This is a genomic window from Paenibacillus sp. J22P165, assembly GCF_059692015.1.
Map to the genome: position 1 here is coordinate 33,659 of NZ_JCAUAP010000016.1, position 17,099 is coordinate 50,757.

The 17,099-nt window shown below is 35.0% G+C and carries 18 protein-coding genes; 16 read left to right on the plus strand and 2 right to left on the minus strand.

Going from position 1 to position 17,099, the window contains the following annotated elements:
• Positions 1-19: 19 nt before the first annotated feature.
• From AC58QM_RS30465 to AC58QM_RS30530, 14 genes are all read left to right on the plus strand, one after another.
• Positions 20-445 (plus strand): flagellar protein, encoded by a 426-nt coding sequence (locus tag AC58QM_RS30465; protein WP_497288516.1) that lies wholly within the window; start codon positions 20-22, stop codon positions 443-445.
• Between the two features lie 104 nt (positions 446-549).
• Positions 550-819 (plus strand): flagellar biosynthesis anti-sigma factor FlgM, encoded by a 270-nt coding sequence (flgM, locus tag AC58QM_RS30470; RefSeq protein ID WP_497288517.1) that lies wholly within the window; start codon positions 550-552, stop codon positions 817-819.
• Positions 820-849: 30 nt separating this feature from the next.
• Positions 850-1,350: a flagellar protein FlgN gene (locus tag AC58QM_RS30475; RefSeq protein WP_497288518.1), complete on the plus strand. Its 501-nt coding sequence runs from the start codon at positions 850-852 to the stop codon at positions 1,348-1,350.
• Between the two features lie 13 nt (positions 1,351-1,363).
• Positions 1,364-2,929, plus strand: coding sequence for a flagellar hook-associated protein FlgK (flgK, locus tag AC58QM_RS30480; RefSeq protein WP_497288519.1), 1,566 nt, complete (start codon positions 1,364-1,366; stop codon positions 2,927-2,929).
• Positions 2,930-2,952: 23 nt separating this feature from the next.
• Positions 2,953-3,849 carry a flagellar hook-associated protein FlgL gene (gene flgL, locus AC58QM_RS30485; RefSeq protein WP_497288520.1) on the plus strand — a complete coding sequence of 299 codons (897 nt, stop codon included), beginning with the start codon at positions 2,953-2,955 and terminating at the stop codon, positions 3,847-3,849.
• Between the two features lie 18 nt (positions 3,850-3,867).
• Positions 3,868-4,434 carry a DUF6470 family protein gene (locus AC58QM_RS30490; RefSeq protein ID WP_497288521.1) on the plus strand — a complete coding sequence of 189 codons (567 nt, stop codon included), beginning with the start codon at positions 3,868-3,870 and terminating at the stop codon, positions 4,432-4,434.
• A 59-nt stretch (positions 4,435-4,493) separates the two neighbouring features.
• Entirely contained in the window at positions 4,494-4,916 is a 423-nt protein-coding gene (gene fliW, locus AC58QM_RS30495) for a flagellar assembly protein FliW (protein WP_497288522.1), read from the plus strand.
• Positions 4,917-4,919: 3 nt separating this feature from the next.
• Complete coding sequence (gene csrA / locus AC58QM_RS30500; RefSeq protein WP_497288523.1) at positions 4,920-5,165, plus strand: carbon storage regulator CsrA; 246 nt, start codon at positions 4,920-4,922, stop codon at positions 5,163-5,165.
• Between the two features lie 106 nt (positions 5,166-5,271).
• Positions 5,272-6,081 (plus strand): flagellin N-terminal helical domain-containing protein, encoded by an 810-nt coding sequence (locus AC58QM_RS30505; RefSeq protein ID WP_497288524.1) that lies wholly within the window; start codon positions 5,272-5,274, stop codon positions 6,079-6,081.
• A gap of 68 nt (positions 6,082-6,149) precedes the next feature.
• Positions 6,150-7,220, plus strand: coding sequence for a tetratricopeptide repeat-containing glycosyltransferase family 2 protein (locus tag AC58QM_RS30510; protein WP_497288525.1), 1,071 nt, complete (start codon positions 6,150-6,152; stop codon positions 7,218-7,220).
• A 50-nt stretch (positions 7,221-7,270) separates the two neighbouring features.
• Positions 7,271-9,055 carry a flagellar filament capping protein FliD gene (fliD, locus tag AC58QM_RS30515; RefSeq protein ID WP_497288526.1) on the plus strand — a complete coding sequence of 595 codons (1,785 nt, stop codon included), beginning with the start codon at positions 7,271-7,273 and terminating at the stop codon, positions 9,053-9,055.
• Between the two features lie 20 nt (positions 9,056-9,075).
• Positions 9,076-9,453 carry a flagellar protein FlaG gene (locus tag AC58QM_RS30520; protein WP_497288527.1) on the plus strand — a complete coding sequence of 126 codons (378 nt, stop codon included), beginning with the start codon at positions 9,076-9,078 and terminating at the stop codon, positions 9,451-9,453.
• Positions 9,454-9,461: 8 nt separating this feature from the next.
• Positions 9,462-9,851, plus strand: coding sequence for a flagellar export chaperone FliS (fliS, locus tag AC58QM_RS30525; RefSeq protein ID WP_497288528.1), 390 nt, complete (start codon positions 9,462-9,464; stop codon positions 9,849-9,851).
• Entirely contained in the window at positions 9,848-10,210 is a 363-nt protein-coding gene (locus AC58QM_RS30530; protein ID WP_497288529.1) for a hypothetical protein, read from the plus strand. Before fliS ends, AC58QM_RS30530 begins: the two co-directional genes overlap by 4 nt.
• A gap of 61 nt (positions 10,211-10,271) precedes the next feature.
• Here the strand turns inward: AC58QM_RS30530 and AC58QM_RS30535 are convergent, their stop codons facing one another.
• Entirely contained in the window at positions 10,272-12,233 is a 1,962-nt protein-coding gene (locus AC58QM_RS30535) for a tetratricopeptide repeat-containing glycosyltransferase family 2 protein (protein ID WP_497288530.1), read from the minus strand.
• A 9-nt stretch (positions 12,234-12,242) separates the two neighbouring features.
• Complete coding sequence (locus AC58QM_RS30540; protein WP_497288531.1) at positions 12,243-14,078, minus strand: glycosyltransferase; 1,836 nt, start codon at positions 14,076-14,078, stop codon at positions 12,243-12,245.
• A gap of 186 nt (positions 14,079-14,264) precedes the next feature.
• On the opposite strand from AC58QM_RS30540, the gene AC58QM_RS30545 reads away from it, so the two are divergent.
• Entirely contained in the window at positions 14,265-16,388 is a 2,124-nt protein-coding gene (locus AC58QM_RS30545) for a glycosyltransferase family 2 protein (protein WP_497288532.1), read from the plus strand.
• A 14-nt stretch (positions 16,389-16,402) separates the two neighbouring features.
• Entirely contained in the window at positions 16,403-17,098 is a 696-nt protein-coding gene (locus AC58QM_RS30550) for a WbqC family protein (RefSeq protein ID WP_497288533.1), read from the plus strand.
• The last annotated feature ends 1 nt before the right edge of the window (position 17,099 follow it).

A 17,099-nucleotide genomic window follows, 5' to 3' on the forward strand; every position in this document is an offset into this window, starting at 1 on the left:
TACTAAAGGAGGGCACAAGATGGGTATGAATGTGGTGAATTGTTCGCGTTGTGGGAAGATATTTGTAAAAGGCTTCGCAGAGTTTTGTCCGAACTGCATGAAGGATTTGGAACAGCAATATGAGAAATGCGTAAAATACCTGCGTGAGTCTAAGGGTGTCAATATAAATGATTTAAGCGAAGCAACAGGTGTAACGGTTAAACAAATTACCAAGTTTATTCGTGAAGGTCGTATTTCTATTGTGAATGCGCCTAATATGTCTTACCCATGTGAAGTGTGCGGAACGTTAATCCGTGAAAATACAATCTGTGAACCTTGCCGCATGAAGCTCGTTAAGGACGTACGCAATAATTCGGAAGATGAAATGCGCAGGGTCGCTAACGAAAAGAAGGAGAATCAGTTGAGTTTTAACATCAAGGATCGCCTTCGAGATCGACATAAATAAAGATACATAGAAAATCTAAAGTTTTATATAAGAATTGCCGATAATATGTTTAACGATTATCGGCTTTTTATTTTTTAGGTCAGAGAACATAGGAGTGTTATAGTATGAAAATTAATGATAATGGGCGCATCGGAGCAGTCAATTCTTATAAGAAAACAGGGGATGCCAATTACGCTCAAGCGGTTGGCAAGAAAGGTAAAGCCAAGGATCAAGTGGAAATTTCCGCTGAAGCGAAGGAACTTCTTGGAGCTCAAGGGATTCGTACAGAAGAGCAGTCTGTTCGAATTGAACAACTGAAATCTTCTGTTGCAGCGGGCACGTATCATGTAGATGCGGGGAAGATTGCAGAGAAATTGCTGCCTTATCTTAAATAAGTAGGATTTTAAAGAAATAGGTGAATGTATGTGAATATTGCTAAGTTGCTGGAAACTCTTGAAAACTTAATTGTGGTGCATCAGGCACTACTAGAATTGGCCGGACAAAAAACACCTGTATTAATTAACAATCAAGTTGATGTGCTTAACAGTATTATTCAGAAGGAAAATAAGCTTATTAAGCAAATAGAAGAGCTTGATCGAATGAGAGTACAGCTTACAGGAGAGTATTTAATATCACGCGGTTATAATCCAGATCCAAGAGTAAGAATCAGTGATCTAATCAAGATATTGTTTAAAGCTGATGAAAAAATTGCTTTGAGTGACGTCCAGAATAGGTTATTTAAAAGTATTACAGATATGAAGAAACAAAATGAAATTAACCAAAAACTAGTTAAACAATCCTTAGCCCTCATAGATTTTACATTGGACTTGTTTGTGAAGACGCCAGAGCAAGATGCATTTTACCAACATCCAAGTCACTTAGGCACGAACGCAGTTCGAAAGGGATTATTTGACACCAAAGCGTAAAGGAGTGTATTAAATGACATCAACCTTTCATTCAATAGAAACAGCCAAGAGAAGCTTGTTTACCCAAACAGCAGCTTTAAATACAACGGGGCATAACATCGCAAATGCTAACACTGAGGGCTATTCCCGTCAGGTAGTAAATATGAATGCTTCCATACCTATGGAATATCCAGGATTGACTCGTTCTAATGCTCCAGGGCAATTAGGCACAGGTGTAGAGTTTAGTTCGATAAATAGGATCAGGGAGTCATTCCTAGATGATCAATTCCGTAATGAAAACAAATCATTAGGAAATTGGGAAATTCAAGCGGATACATTAAAAAAACTAGAGACAATTATGAGTGAACCTTCTGATACAGGACTTCGAACGGTATTGGATAAGTTCTGGGCTTCTTGGTCTGATCTTAGCAAAGATCCTGAAAACGCAACAGGCCGTAAGATTGTACGTGAGAATGCAATTGCACTCACCGATGCACTAAATCAAATGAGTAAACAATTAAGCGATTTAAACTCAGATTTAACGGCCAATATCGGAGTTAAAGTAAGTGAGATCAATACTAAACTTAGCTCAATATCTAGTCTAAACAATGAAATATATCGTGTTGAGGGATTAGGAGACGACGCTAACGATTTAAGAGATCAACGCGATCTTTTGACAGATCAATTATCCAAGATAGTAAATATTACAGTAACAAATACGTCTAGAGGCTACTCAATAAACATGGGCAATGCAAATTTAGTGACAGGGAATTCTTTCACAGAAACAACTGTTGCTGGACTGCAGGACGCTTTTGGAAGTGGAGATGGATCTGGAGATTTAAAGAGTGGCCAGGTGTTTGGGATGATTGTATCACGAGATAAATATGTATCTGATTACCAGACACAGCTGGACACTATTGCCAACAGTATAGCAAATGGCGATGTTACGATTAAGATTCCATCGGGTTCTGTAATTCCGGAAGGCACTATACTCAATGGAGTTACATATTCTGGACCTTCAAGAACTTTAACATCAGATCTTACTGTAACCGTTGCGGGAATAAACGGTCTTCATAAATTAGGGTATACATTTGGTACTCCCGTTACAGTAGGAACTGATTTTTTTACTTCTAAAAGTGGAAGTTTTACAGCGGGTTCAATTACTTTAAATCCTATAATTGCAAATGACGCAAGTAAGATTGTTACATCTTTAAGAACAGAAGGAACAGGTGCGAGTGAGGTTGCGATTAAAGGAAATAATACTTTAGCACTTCTAGTAGCCCAATTAAAAGATAATAAATTTCAATATACGACTGCTTCCAATGGAATTACGGAAGGTACAATTGATGATTATTTGCGTTCGGTTATTGGACAGCTTGGCGTACAAGGCCAAGAAGCAACTCGTCAAACTACTAATCAGCAGGCATTAGTAGATCAAGTGGATTCACGTAGACAGTCAATAAGTGGTGTATCTTTAGACGAAGAAATGTCCAATATGATCAAATTCCAACATGCTTACGGTGCAGCATCCAGATTTATGACAACATTCGATGAATTATTGGAGAAACTTATTAATGGGACTGGGACTGTAGGTCGTTAATATGTAAGGGGAGGTAACTAAGTATGAGTGTTCGTGTAACGCAAGGTATGATGCATAGTCAGATGCTCAGAAGTATGAATAATAATTTAGTCAGAATGGAACAGAATCAAAACATTCTATCTACTGGTAAAAAAATCAATAAACCTTCAGATGATCCTGTAGGTATTACTTATGCACTGAGGTATCGCAGTGAGCTATCAATTAATGATCAATATCAGAAAAATGTAGATGCTGCTGTATCACAAGTAGATCATACGGATACAGTGCTTGGTCAAGTAGGTGACCTTGTTCAAAGAGCAAACGAACTTGTAACTAAGGGATTAAATGGAACAAATCCTCAAACAGCTTTGAACGCGATAGCCGAAGAATTGGGGCAGATTTATGAACAAGCAGTTACGCTAGGAAATGATCAACTAAATGGTAAATATATATTTAATGGTCAGAAAACTGACATTAAACCTTATACATCTGCTGCAGCAGCAACTGAATCCACAGATACCGGAGAAATTATTTCGCAGTTCGCCGCAGGAGTAGTCATTCCTTTGAATGTAACTGGAACTGAGGTCTTTGGAAAGCCAACTGATTCAGATAATCTCTTTTCAGTTTTGAAGGGGTTGCAAGCTGCTTTTACTGCAGGTGATCAAACAACTGCAACATCCCTTTATGATCAACTTTCAGCAAGAGTTGGCAAAGTACTTGAAGTGAGATCTGAGGTTGGAGCTAGAACAAACCGACTTGATCTTATTAATAATCGTATAAAAGACCTTGATTTAAATTTGAATAGTCTCGACGCTTTAACGGAAGATGCGGACATTGCTGAGACAATTACTAAATTGAAATCAGATGAAAGTGTGTATCAAGCCTCTCTGTCAGTTGGTGCAAAAATTATTCAGCCTAGTTTAATGGATTATCTTCGATAGTTAGTTGGAGGTATTAAGGTGAGTTTTCTTCGCTTATCAATCAGCCAAGTAAATGGACAAATAGGTATTAATACACATAATGCAAGTCAGACGATGGAATCACCGCGAGGCGATTTATCAATTGAACAACCTAGGGCGGCAATGAGCATAGAACAACAGCCTGGTGAATTGCAAATTGACTCTACAGAAGCATTAAAAGCACTGGCAATGGGTCCTCATTTACAATTCATGAGTAACATATATAGTCAGTCATCGAGCATTGTTCTTCAAGGTATAGCAAAAAAAGTGGAAGAAGGAAATCGGATGGCTCAGATTACAAATCACAGCAATGCGTTTGCGGAGATAGCCTACTCTAATCTCCACGCTACTAATCCCTTAGAATATGTAACAGAAGCTTCAAATCTCAACGTAAAATTGAATTACAATGCGAAGGCTGCAATTATTGATATTCAGCCGCAAAAAGCAAATATTAATTACACACCTAGAAAGCCGGATATTCAATATAATCCAGGATCTGTTGAAATTTATATGAAACAGATGAACTCAATTAATATACAAGTCAGTGAGTATAATTTTTATCACTAAATATAAATGCTATAGCTAATTGAGCTATAGCATTGTGTGTTTCAAGGAGGATAAGGGAAATGCTACAAATATTACATGGTCAAAACGTACAACTTCAAGGGAGTATTCTTGGATTCGAAGAGTTAAACCACTTTAATCTTCAAGTAATTGAGGAGAATGAAACATTTGCTTATTTGCAGAGTATTGAAGATGAAAATATTTCTTTTCTTGTAACCTCTCCATTTTCATTTAAAGAGGAGTATTCTTTTGAACTAGAAGAAGGGGTGAAAGTGATACTTCAAGTAGAAAGTGAGGAAGAAGTTGCTGTACTTTCAATTATTACCATTTACGAAACGTTTGCCGATTCAACAATCAATCTATTAGCCCCAATCGTAATTAACACCAAAACGATGTTAGGCAGACAACTTGTTCTTCCACCCCAAAGTCTTTATAAAACAAATGAGCCTCTTTTCTCATCGGGTTCGACTGAAAGTGGTGAATAAATCATGCTAATTTTATCAAGGAAAAAGGGACAGTCAATACTAATAGGAAATAATATAGAGATTATCATTTCCGGTATAGATGGAGATCAGGTCAAAATTGGTATTCAAGCTCCTAAGGAAGTAAACATATTAAGGAAGGAGGTATATGAAACTATACAAATTAGTAATATTAAAGCCTCACAAGGGAAGATAGACCCTGCGCTATTAAAAAACATGTCGAATTTTAAAAAAAAAATAGAAAATAATTAGAAAAGCTATTAAATTTATAATACTGTATTCCGATATATATATAGTAAGGCAATAAGCCTATTCCACATGGAAGTGGAAATTATACAATTCAGGGAGGAACTATCCAATGATTATCAATCACAATCTTAACGCAATGAACGCACACCGTAACTTGCAAACAAACAACATCTCTCAAGGTAAATCCAGTGAGAAATTGGCTTCCGGTTTCAAAATTAACCGTGCTGCTGACGATGCTGCTGGTCTTTCGATCTCCGAAAAAATGCGTACACAAATTCGTGCGCTTAACCAAGCTCAATCCAATGCACAAGATGGTGTTTCCTTAGTACAAACTGCTGAGGGCGCTATGAACGAAGTTTCCGACATGCTTTCCCGTATGAAAGAATTGGCAGTTAAAGCGGCAAACGGTACATACAATGCTTCCGACCTTTCCGCGATTGATTCCGAGTTCAAATCTTTGAGCACAGCAATCGATAATATTGCTAAGCAAACTAATTTCAACGGAATCAAAGTACTTAACAGTGCTACTGCAGTTACGATTCAAATCGGTGATAAAGGCGGAGACATTGTTACAATTTCTTTGCAAAATATCCAATTGACTTCATTGAGCATCAATGCTGGAAGCCTAGCAACTATGGCTTCTGCAAGTACAGCTCTTGCTAACATCGATACGGATATCTTGAAAGTTAACTCCGCTCGTTCTGCATTTGGTGCTTCACAAAACCAATTGGAGCACACTTTCAACAACCTAGGATCAACAACTGAGAATTTACAAGCAGCTGAGTCCCGTATCCGTGATACAGACATGGCAAAAGAAATGATGAACTACACGAAATTGAACATCCTGCAACAAGCTTCCACATCGATGCTAGCACAAGCAAACCAAGGAACTCAAGGTGTGCTTCAATTGCTACGCTAAAATTTAGTGGTTTGTTCTGGAGAAGCCCATTACATTGTAATGGGCTTCTTATTTAATAAGGGGGACATATGAAAATCACTGTTTGTATGATTGTCAAAGATGAAGAGCAGCAATTACCCAGATCTTTAGCTAGTATTCCTACGGACTACGAGATTATTGTGTTGGATACAGGGTCGAGCGACAATAGTATTGGAATTGCTAAGCTCTATGGAGCTCAGGTTTTTACTTATGTTTGGCGTGATGACTTCTCAGATGCGAGAAACCAGTGCGCTTCTTACGCAACGAGTGAATATATTCTAGCACTTGATGCGGACGAAGAATTACCCTCTGACTGCTCAGCTATAGTTGAGCAATTTATTAGGAAATATCCAAACAAAGCAGGCGCGGTTGTAATAAATAATGAAATGGAAGATGGAATAAAACATCATAGGATGATACGTTTATATCCTAATCGCAAAGAGTTTAAGTTTAGGGGATCTGTGCACGAACAAGTTTATTGTGATGAGAAAGTAGCGGCGTTTGCTGATACGAAACTTTCGATTTCTCATTATGGTTATAGTAAAGAGATATATAGTGAAAAGAATAAAGCAAGCCGTTATTTAGCTATGTATATTACTCATTTAGAAAAAAAACCAAATGATGGATATATGAGATATCAACTTGGTAAATTATATTATGGTATAGAAAAATATATTGAGGCGGAGCAACAGCTCTTTCTTAGTTTACATATAAATGAAACATCAGCTTTATACTTTCCTGTAATGATTGTAATGTTGGGGTACGTTCTGAAAGAACAAGGCAAATTTATAGATGCAGTGAATGTACTGCAAAAGTATCTACCTCTCTACCCGCAATTTCCAGATATATCTTTCCTACTTGGTCTTTTAGCAATGGATACGGGTAATATTAATGCTATCGAAAATAATTTTAAAACAGCAATTAATATTGGAGAAACTAACAAGTATAGTTCGGTTGTGGGAGTAGGAACTTTTAAAGCTGCATATAACTTGGCTGTTTTTTACGAAGTTATAGGAAATTTAGAAAAGGCTATTTATTATTACAATAATTCAGCAAGTTATGGTTACAACGAAGCATTGATTAGATTAAAGAACCTAGAAAATAATCTTCATAATCCTTAACAAAAATACGATAAATATAGTAAGGAATAATTAGCAGGAGTGTGATAAGAATGGTTAATCGCGTTACCGGAATGAATTCAGGTATGGATATTGAAAGTTTAATAACAAAGCTCATGAAAGCAGAAAATGTTCCCGTTGATAAATTAAAACAGAAAAAAACGACATTAGGTTGGACATCAGATTTATATAGAGAAATAAATACGAAACTATCGGGACTACAGAAGAACCTTGATACGATGAGATTGTCAGGAGATTGGAAACAGTTCACTGCGACTTCATCAAGTACAGCAGTATCTGTTAAATCGGATGGTTCTGCTAATGCTGTCTCACACAGTGTATCTGTATCTACTTTAGCATCAGCAGCAACATCGTATACAAATTCACCAATTACTAAGAATTCAGTGACCGGAAGTAGTGCGGTGGGTGCATCAACAGCTATTAGTGCAGCTACTACTAATAATACATTCAAAGTTAATTATGGTGGGATTTCGAGGACGATTACTTTGCAAGATGGAACTTATAATGAGAACCAACTGGCCGCTGAAATCCAAACTCAGATTAACAATAGTTTTGGAGCGGGTAAAATTACTGTAACTAATTCTGCGGGGAATATCAATTTTACTGGACCACAGCAAATTACAGTGAATTCTGTGTCAGGGAATACTGGGATGAGTGCTATTGGCTTTACAAATAATCAGACGAATAGATTAGACCTCAATGTTGGTTTAAATAATCAAAATCAATTTGTTTCAGCATTAAATTTAGCATCGAGTGATCTATCATTTACAATTAATGGACAAAAAATTACTTATGCGTCATCAGAAAGTCTGAGTACAATTATTTCAAGAGTTAACGCATCATCAGCAGGTGTTAATATGTCCTATGACGCTGCTACAGATAGGGTAACGGTATCAAGTAAGGATACAGGCGCTAACTCTCAAGTAACAATGAGTGAGTCTGGTACAAGTGGTAAGCTATTAAACGCTTTGGGTTTGAATTCGGTTAATGTCAATCCTGGAAAAGACGCAATTGTGGATATTGATGGGATACCTTCAACAAGAAGTTCAAACACTTTCACTTCAGGTGGAGTTACCTATACACTCAATCAAGTAACGACTAGTCCTGTTACAGTGGGAGTTAGCCAAGATATTGATAGTACGGTTAATAAAATAAAAAATTTTGTTACAACTTATAATGATGCTATTGATTTACTCAATAAAAGAGTTAAAGAAGACAAATACCGTAGTTACACCCCTTTAACCGATGATCAAAGAACTGATATGAAAGAAGCAGACATAAAGTTGTGGGAAGAGAAGGCAAAGAGTGGACTCCTTCGTAATGATGATATATTAAAATCTGCACTTAACGGTATGAGATCTCTTGTAAGTGCTTCTGTAAACTCCTCACCAACTACGACATACAATGCTCTTTATAAAATAGGTATTTCTACACAAATGTATAATGCTTCATCAAACACTGAGGCTGGAAAGTTAGTTCTAGATGAAAATGAACTAAGAAAAGCACTAAGTAGTGATCCAGATGCAGTTATACAAACATTTTCAAATCAACCCGATGGAATCGCTCAGAAAATGTATGAACAAGTATCTAAGTCCATATCTTTAGTTATTGAAAAAGCAGGTGGTTCTGGTACATCAACGGATAATGTGACAAGTATTATTGGGAAACGGATTACTGATTTAAATGGAGACATCTCAGATCTAAATGCTAGAATATCTAAAAAAGAAAGTTACTATTATCAAATGTTTGCAGCAATGGATACAGCAATCGGCAAGAGCAATTCGGTAATGAGTTCACTATCACAATACTTAGGGTAGAAAAATGGGGGAGTATATGAATGGACATTAATTTGTCGAATGGAGTAAAAAGAAGTAACGAGTATGCTGGATACACAGGCTCTACTGCAAATACTAACTCTGTTGGTTCTATAAGTTCAGGTGGAGAATCAGTTGAACCGTTGATGCATAAACAAAAGTATGAGCTGACGATTTCGGATAAAGCAATAATTCAAGCAATTGAGAAAGCCAACAAATCTCTGGATGGTATACAGCATAAGTTTCAGTATAGTGTGCATGAAAAGACGGGGCAGATTTTGGTTAAAGTAATCAATTCGGAAACAGATGAAATTATTCGTGAAATACCTAATGAGAAAGTAATTGATCTAATTGCAAAGTTTCAAGAAATAAATGGACTGACAATTGACGAGAAAAGGTAGGTACTTGCATGAATCTTCAACCACAGGAAACATATCTTAGAATGCAAGTCAACACTGCTGCTCCCTGGGAACTTACGACAATGCTGTTTAATGGTTGTATTAAATTTATGAAGCAAGCAGTGGTAAGTATTAAAAACCGTATGATTAGCGCAAAAAACGAGTATATAAAGAAGGCTATTGACATTCTTGATGAGCTAACTATTACGTTAAATCATAATTACGAGATATCTAGTCAGCTAGAAAAAATTTATGAGTATGTGAAAAATCGCCTGTTTCATGCAAATTTTAAACAAGACGAGAGTGCACTACAGGAGTGCATAGACCTCATCTCAGATTTACGTGATACCTGGGTAACGGCAATGAAGGAGCTTCATAGCGTTGCCAAAGTGCAATCATGATGGAACAAGAATCCCTTGAACTTGACTTGTTGCTAAAACTAAAACAAACAACGCAAGAGCTGTTAGAACTTAATATTGAGGACGAAGATCAGTTAGTGAGTTTGGAATCTTTGCAATTAAAACAACTTGAACTTTGCCAAGAATTAAATACATATCAAGTTGTCCCCAAAAGTGATGAGATCAGACAATTAGTAAATGAATGCATGATGCTTGAGAAGTTATTCAATAATAAACTTAATAGGTTTCAAGCAGATATCAAAGTTCAAAGAGATAGATTTACTCATTTTGATCAATTTAGAAATAGTTATCAAAATAATTTTTTACAGTCAGAAGGTTACTTTGTTGACCAGAGAAAATAACTACTAGCAAAAAGAAGACCGCATGGAAGCATTTAATGCTTCCATGCGGTCTTCTTTTTGCTTACTGAAAATTATTCGCGAAAATTTTATAATAATGAGGGAAGTGTTGTTTATATCTATCCAGAACACTTTTAGATGTAATAACATCAGTGCAATGCGATAAAATTAAGCAATACAGGGAGGGTTGTAATGGATTAATATCGAGCGACTTGGTTATGAATTCTAGCCCTTCTTCTTCATCTCCTTGGTTAATATACAGTTTACCAATATTGGTATACCCAATAGCGCCAAGTTCATTTTTCTGCATGAGAAGGGAATAGTAGTCCAGAGATAGTTGAATTTGATTTTGAGCGTAAAAATGATCACCTAGTGAGTTGGCTAATAAATTGTAAAACGGTTTTAAATTCTTAATAAATTGATCATAGGCATCGAAGTATTCAAATTTAAATAAATCAATCAATAAAGTTGCTATGTAATCAAGTTGGACTCCATCCAACTGAGGAATATGATCATTATCATATTTTGATAAAGCAATCTCAACTACTCTTAGAAGAAATTCTTTTTGGAGCGGATTTTCTTCATTTACTTCACACAAATATTCTGCGTAGCCAGGTTGTTTCCAGATGATACTTGCTAAAGTAAATACTTTATTATTATGCTCGCTATGTTCTTGTTGTTGCATTGCTTGTGCAATTGCAGCAAATTCCTTCTGACTATTATTAATTAACGCTACAAGTAATAGGTACTGTGAAGATAGAGTAATATCTATGTGGTTGCAGCTCTGCTGATAATGATCTATCAATGATTTGTTTCCTAAAAGTAAGCTTACTTGGAATAATTGCATAATATCAACGGGTAAGGGAGTAATAAAGATCTTTTCCATAAATTCAATAATAGAGGTAGTGGTCTCATTTTGGGATAATATGTTTAAGAGTTGATAAAGTACCATTAAGTCGCCAGGGCTGAGATTAATTAGTTTAGTCAAAGCGCTTACTGTTTGAGGGATATCAGACATTGATAAATACAAATTTGTAAGATGAACCAAGGGAACTATACTTCCGTAGTTTGGAGAGACAAGCCAATAGCGACCATCTTTCCCAGGTGGGGAGCTTGATATTTTTAAGCTAGCCTCGAACCACTTTATGGATAGAGCTGTGAGTCCAATTTTTTCTAGAATTAAGCCTTTAAAACAGTAGTAATCTGAATAAGCAGGGAACCGGGTAAGTCCAGCTTCAACAACTTCCAATGCTTCAGATAAACGGTCTGTCTCAATTAATACGACAACGGTTTGATTTAGGCAATGGAGCATAAAAGCCTGATTTTCCGATTTTTTTGTCGTAGCTCTCTTATAATAATAGAGTGCCTTCTTCAAGTCACCAATAGCGAAGTACTCGTTACCTAATGTAAAATAGTCATATTCATCAAACTGACGAGTTTCTTTTAATTTCTCGAAAATTGCTAAATTACGGTTTGATTTATTCTTTTCTTGCTTCGTTTCGTGAGTATATCCTGTGTGAAAAATAGAGAATCGGTAATAAATTTGTTCAAACTCACCATGACGATAAACAACTTGTTCGTGAATAGCGCGCTCAAAATAAATATCAGGATGGTTTGAAAATAGTCGAAGGGCTGTAGATTCAACCATCTTTCCATCTCTTATAGAACCTGTATAGTTGTAAATGGTAAGTATATAACCTAGTGGCTTAGTATGATCTGCTTGTTTTAGCATGTCAAGTAAACGGTCCATTTGTGTAGAATCCACGTATTCATCAGCATCCAGGACTAAAATCCATTTGGAGGTAGCTCTTTGAATAGCTGCATTTTTAGCTGCCGCGAAGTCATTAATCCACTCGAAATCATATACTTGATCTGTATATTGAAGTGCGATCTGTTTAGTAGTATCTATAGAACCAGTATCTACCACAACAATTTCATCTACGTAACTTTTTACACTGTTTAGACATCTATTAAGTACTTTTTCTTCGTCTCTTACAATCATGCAAAGCGTTAGCAATTTATCCATATGTCCTCCCTATAGAAGCGGGAAATTGTCCAGTCCTGGAAAGTTTTCCTGAATTGCACGTAAAGTATGCTCCCGTTGTGTTTTGTCAGTTAGATTGCTAATTAAAAAGGTATGAATAGCAACATTCCTAGGACTTAGCTCAGTAGCTTTATTAATAAATTCAAGCCCCTCCACGTAATCTCCTTGAGAAATGTATAAACGCCCTATATTTTCATAACCAGTAGACAATAAAGCATCTTGATGTATTAATGTGGAATAAAAGTCCATAGCTAAATCGTACTGGCGATTACTAAAGAAATTATTTCCTAGCTTATTTAATAGGGACTCATCTTTGGACTCTTGAACTATTTTGTCACAGCATTCAAATTGTTGAGCATGGAAAAATCTCATATAAATTTGACTAAGATCATCTTCATTCATCGAATTTATTAATAATGCGTGATTATTTTCCTCCCACAGTAAAGCTGACATATAACTAATATCGGGATCAAGTAGATTTTTCGATAGAAGATTAGAGCATTTATGAAATTGGGCTTTGTCTTCATGAAGAATTGAATATAGTAGTTCCAATCTCAAAGGTAATTCTATAAGTTGATTTTTAATAAGTTTCAAATAGGATTTTGACATATCTTTCAGACCTAGCTCAATACATACTTCAAAAATCATAATTAATTGAAATGGCTGAGGAGTTGGATAGATGTTGCGTATGAGTGGTACTAGACCATCAATTTGATTAAAGGAAATCAAAATTTGAATAAATTGTTTAAGTACCATTTTATTATTTGGAGTTACGTAAATCAGTTTGGATAATGTAGCTATAGCTTCATTAAACTCAAAGTGACGAATGTACAGAACAGATAATTGTTGTAGAGGTAGTGAGCTTGCATGGTTAGGACTAATAAGTACTCTATCAGATTCAGGGTATTTAGAATCATCAGCTAAATGAAGACAAGTTTTAATGGAGTCAATTGCAAAAGAATCTAGGCCAAGTTTAGCTAATAGAAAACCTTCGAGCCAGTGAAAATCACAGGAAATTGGCCATTGTTGTTGCGCTGTTTTGATATAGTTATAAGCTTTTGAGTACTCTTCTAAGTTAATGTAACAGTTAATTAAACTTCCAATACAGAACGGCATCCAACTTTTTTGTTTTTCGGAAGGAACATTTGCTTTTAAGTAACATTCTAAAGCTTTCTGAGATTGGTTCTGAGCGTTATATTCATTGCCAAGAGTGAACCAGTCGTAGCAGGATAGACTTCCTTTTTGAGACATGGACTCAAATATAGCTAAATTTCTTGATGATTTATCTTTGATCTCAATCATTTCTTGCAAATATCCTGTATGATAAATTGGGAATGAGTATTCCCTGACTTGAAGAGCTGTTTTTGAACAGTGAAGCTGCTCATGAATGGGTCGAATAAAATGGATATTATGATTATTAGTAAATATTCGCATAGCTTTAGATTCGGATATTTTACCGGAATTTTTTTCGCCAACATAATTATAAACAGGAACAATAACTCCAGTTGGAGTGTGTGTAGATTGGGTTTTTAAGAAAAGCTTGAGTTCCTGAGCTAAAGTTGGATCAATAAATTCATCAGCATCTAGATATATAATCCAAGTCCCTGTAGCAGTTTGGATAGAGGCATTACGAGCACTAGAAAAATCATTATCCCACGTAAAATCAATAATTTTGTTAGTATGTTTAGAAGCAATCTCTTTAGTAGCGTCTGTAGAACCTGTATCAATAATAATGATCTCATCAACAATGTCTGTAACACTCTCTAAACATCTAGCTAAATGGCTTTCCTCGTTCTTAACAATCATACACAAGCTTAAAAAAGGCATTAGAACACTCCTATGTCTTACATAACTTATTAAGCTAAATCTAGCTGCGAAAATTGTTGAAATTATTTACATTATATCAGAATTATAAGAATTATGTCTTTTTTTCTAATTAATTGAGAATCAAATGTCGATATTATGGTGGGATATATTATAGAACTTATATCGGCGAAAAGAGGGTACATCCAAATGAGTAATAGCGTCTTAATTCAAATTGAAAAGTATATTACTTCAAATAATTTAGAAGAAGCTCTTTCATTAATTTTGTCATATGAAAAGGAATTTGAGCATTCTGCAGATTTTTGGAATTTAAAGGGTGCATTATGCTTTAATGCAAGTGAGATTGAAAGTTCAATATCTTGTTTCTCTAACGCCCTTGAGTTAGACCCTAATCATGAAGCTGCGATCAACAACCTAGAACATGTTAAACAATTACATCAAAATGCTATTTCCGAGGATATATCAGACCTCAATGATGTTAACTATTTAGAAAGAATAGTTCAACTTTTGGATATCATGATATCCAAAGTTGAAACTTCAATTATAAGTACGAATGAAGGTAATTTTAGTACTTGTATCCCTTTACTTGAGGAAGTACAAAATGCAATGAATGTATTACTTGGGAATATAGCAAAGTTAAAAGCAATTGTTCAATCACGTTTTATGGCAAATTTAATAGAGAATATATCGTTATGTATAGATGATTGTTTTAAAGAAAATAACCAGAATACAGATGGGAAGCTAGCTATACTAGTTGAATTTACATTGTATTCTTTAATAAGAGAATTAAGAGAAGAGATATACTTTTTTGGATTAGTGTATCCATCTACAGACAAGATGGATGTGTATTATAGGAATGAGTTTACTATTGCTAATGCCAATCTCTATGCAAAAAAGTCTCTTGAGACAGGGAAATATAAAGTTCCTGTATCCATATTGGTATGTGCATATAATAAGCTTGAATATACAGTCGAATGTGTTGAATCAATCTTAAAGTACACTAAGAACATTGAATATGAGCTTATATTAGTTAATGATGGCTCAAGCGATGGCACCAAAGCATATTTTGAGAGTGTTGAGCATGAGAATAAAAAAGTAATTAATTTTCATAAAAATACCGGTGCGATGCTTGCTTATTTTATGGGGGTAAGAGCAGTCCAAGGTCAGGTTCTTGCAGCAGTTTCTAATGATGTAATTGTAACTGAAAATTGGCTGGATAACCTTTTGAAATGTGTGGATTCTGACGATAATATAGGAATGGTAGTACCGACAACGAATGCTATTTCTAACAATCAGGCAATTCCTGTGACATATAAAACAATACAACAAATGCATGAATTCGCGATAGATTATAATGTGTCGAATCCAGATCAATGGTTTGAAAGAGAGCGGTTATGCCCTTTTTTACATGTAGTTCGCATGGAGGTTTTTGGAAAAGGTCTATGCCATGATCGTTTGTATCAGTATGGTGAATTTTGTGATGATGATATTTCACTACAACTTCGTGTAAACGGGTACAAGTTAATCTTAGCAAAAGATACATTTTGCCACCACTTTGGAAGTATATCCTTAGGGGAAGCCAGACAAGAAAGTAATTCACTTCAAATAAGTAGAGAAATATTTAAGCAAAAGAATAAACTAGATCCGTGGAATGATTATCAAAATCATGAAACAGAATTATTAGCTAATTTTGACTTTATGGAAAATAAGACGGTCAATGTGCTATGTATTAACCCTGGCTTTGGAATGCTGCCTTATCTCATCAAAAACAAATTTCAAGAAACGGCTAATCTCAATGTAACTCTTTATAATTTTTCCACGGATAAACAGTTTATTGAAATTTCAAATAAATTATTTGAGAATATTCACATAGCAGAAAATACAGAAGAGCTCATTAAAGTATATAGTGAGAAGACATTTGACTATGTTTTCGTATGTAAGCCAATCGAAGATTATGATAAGGCCGAATTAATGATTACTAATATTAGAATGCTTCTATCTGACGGTGGTGAGCTTCGTTTTATAATGAGTAATCCATTTAGTGCAACGAATATCATCAGTTTAGTATCCATAGATAATACAATATTTGATAATAATCAAGTAGTCAAAAACTTTGCATCTTACGAAGCGATTGAAAAATTACTCGCGGGATCAGGATATAGGGAAATTAACAAAATTAGTATTAGTTCAGTTAGTAATGAAACCAGAGTTGCTATGGTAAAGTCGATGGCAGCACTACTTAACGTTGATATTAGCCATACTCATCATGTTTTATATGGTTCTGATGCTTTATTATATGTTGTTAAGGCTTGATTAGCGGAGGAAGTATGAAAATAGCCATTATGCAACCATATTTTATGCCTTATATTGGATATTTTCAATTAATAAATGCAGTTGATACTTTTGTTATTTATGACAATATACAATATACGAAAAAAGGATGGTTTAATCGCAATCGCTTTCTACAAAATGGTGCGGATTCCTATTTTAGTATTCCGCTAAAAAATGATTCTGATTATTTAAATGTTGTGGAGCGAAAGATTGCATTAGATTTTAATAAGAAAAAACTGCTTAATCAGTTACGAGGTGCCTATCAAAAAGCACCTTATTTTTCACAGAACTTTAAATTAGTTGAGGATTCTATACTATTCGATGAGATTAATTTATTTAAATACATTTTTCATTCATTAGAGGAGATCTTGTATAAATTTACTCTTCTAACCAAAATAGTCGTTTCCTCTGAAATTAATATCGATCATTCACTAAAGGGACAAGACAAGGTAGTAGCCATATGTAACGAACTTAAAGCTACTACCTACTTAAACACCATTGGTGGAGTTGAACTTTATTCAAAAGAGGTTTTTCATGAAAATGGTATTGATTTACGTTTTATACAGTCAAAACCTATATTGTATAAACAGTTTAATAATGATTTTGTACCCTGGCTTTCCATTATAGATATGATAATGTTTAATGATCTTGAAACAGTTCGATCAATGATGGAAGAGTACATACTAACCTAAA

Bases quoted from the DNA above. Each gene is read 5' to 3' on its own strand.
- fliS (WP_497288528.1), top strand. From the start codon at position 9,462: ATGAATCTTCAACCACAGGAAACATATCTTAGAATGCAAGTCAACACT.
- AC58QM_RS30520 (WP_497288527.1), top strand. From the start codon at position 9,076: ATGGACATTAATTTGTCGAATGGAGTAAAAAGAAGTAACGAGTATGCT.
- flgM (WP_497288517.1), top strand. From the start codon at position 550: ATGAAAATTAATGATAATGGGCGCATCGGAGCAGTCAATTCTTATAAG.
- AC58QM_RS30530 (WP_497288529.1), top strand. From the start codon at position 9,848: ATGATGGAACAAGAATCCCTTGAACTTGACTTGTTGCTAAAACTAAAA.
- AC58QM_RS30510 (WP_497288525.1), top strand. From the start codon at position 6,150: ATGAAAATCACTGTTTGTATGATTGTCAAAGATGAAGAGCAGCAATTA.
- AC58QM_RS30540 (WP_497288531.1), bottom strand. From the start codon at position 14,078: ATGCCTTTTTTAAGCTTGTGTATGATTGTTAAGAACGAGGAAAGCCAT.
- AC58QM_RS30535 (WP_497288530.1), bottom strand. From the start codon at position 12,233: ATGGATAAATTGCTAACGCTTTGCATGATTGTAAGAGACGAAGAAAAA.
- AC58QM_RS30465 (WP_497288516.1), top strand. From the start codon at position 20: ATGGGTATGAATGTGGTGAATTGTTCGCGTTGTGGGAAGATATTTGTA.
- csrA (WP_497288523.1), top strand. From the start codon at position 4,920: ATGCTAATTTTATCAAGGAAAAAGGGACAGTCAATACTAATAGGAAAT.
- flgK (WP_497288519.1), top strand. From the start codon at position 1,364: ATGACATCAACCTTTCATTCAATAGAAACAGCCAAGAGAAGCTTGTTT.
- AC58QM_RS30545 (WP_497288532.1), top strand. From the start codon at position 14,265: ATGAGTAATAGCGTCTTAATTCAAATTGAAAAGTATATTACTTCAAAT.
- fliD (WP_497288526.1), top strand. From the start codon at position 7,271: ATGGTTAATCGCGTTACCGGAATGAATTCAGGTATGGATATTGAAAGT.
- fliW (WP_497288522.1), top strand. From the start codon at position 4,494: ATGCTACAAATATTACATGGTCAAAACGTACAACTTCAAGGGAGTATT.
- AC58QM_RS30505 (WP_497288524.1), top strand. From the start codon at position 5,272: ATGATTATCAATCACAATCTTAACGCAATGAACGCACACCGTAACTTG.
- flgL (WP_497288520.1), top strand. From the start codon at position 2,953: ATGAGTGTTCGTGTAACGCAAGGTATGATGCATAGTCAGATGCTCAGA.
- AC58QM_RS30550 (WP_497288533.1), top strand. From the start codon at position 16,403: ATGAAAATAGCCATTATGCAACCATATTTTATGCCTTATATTGGATAT.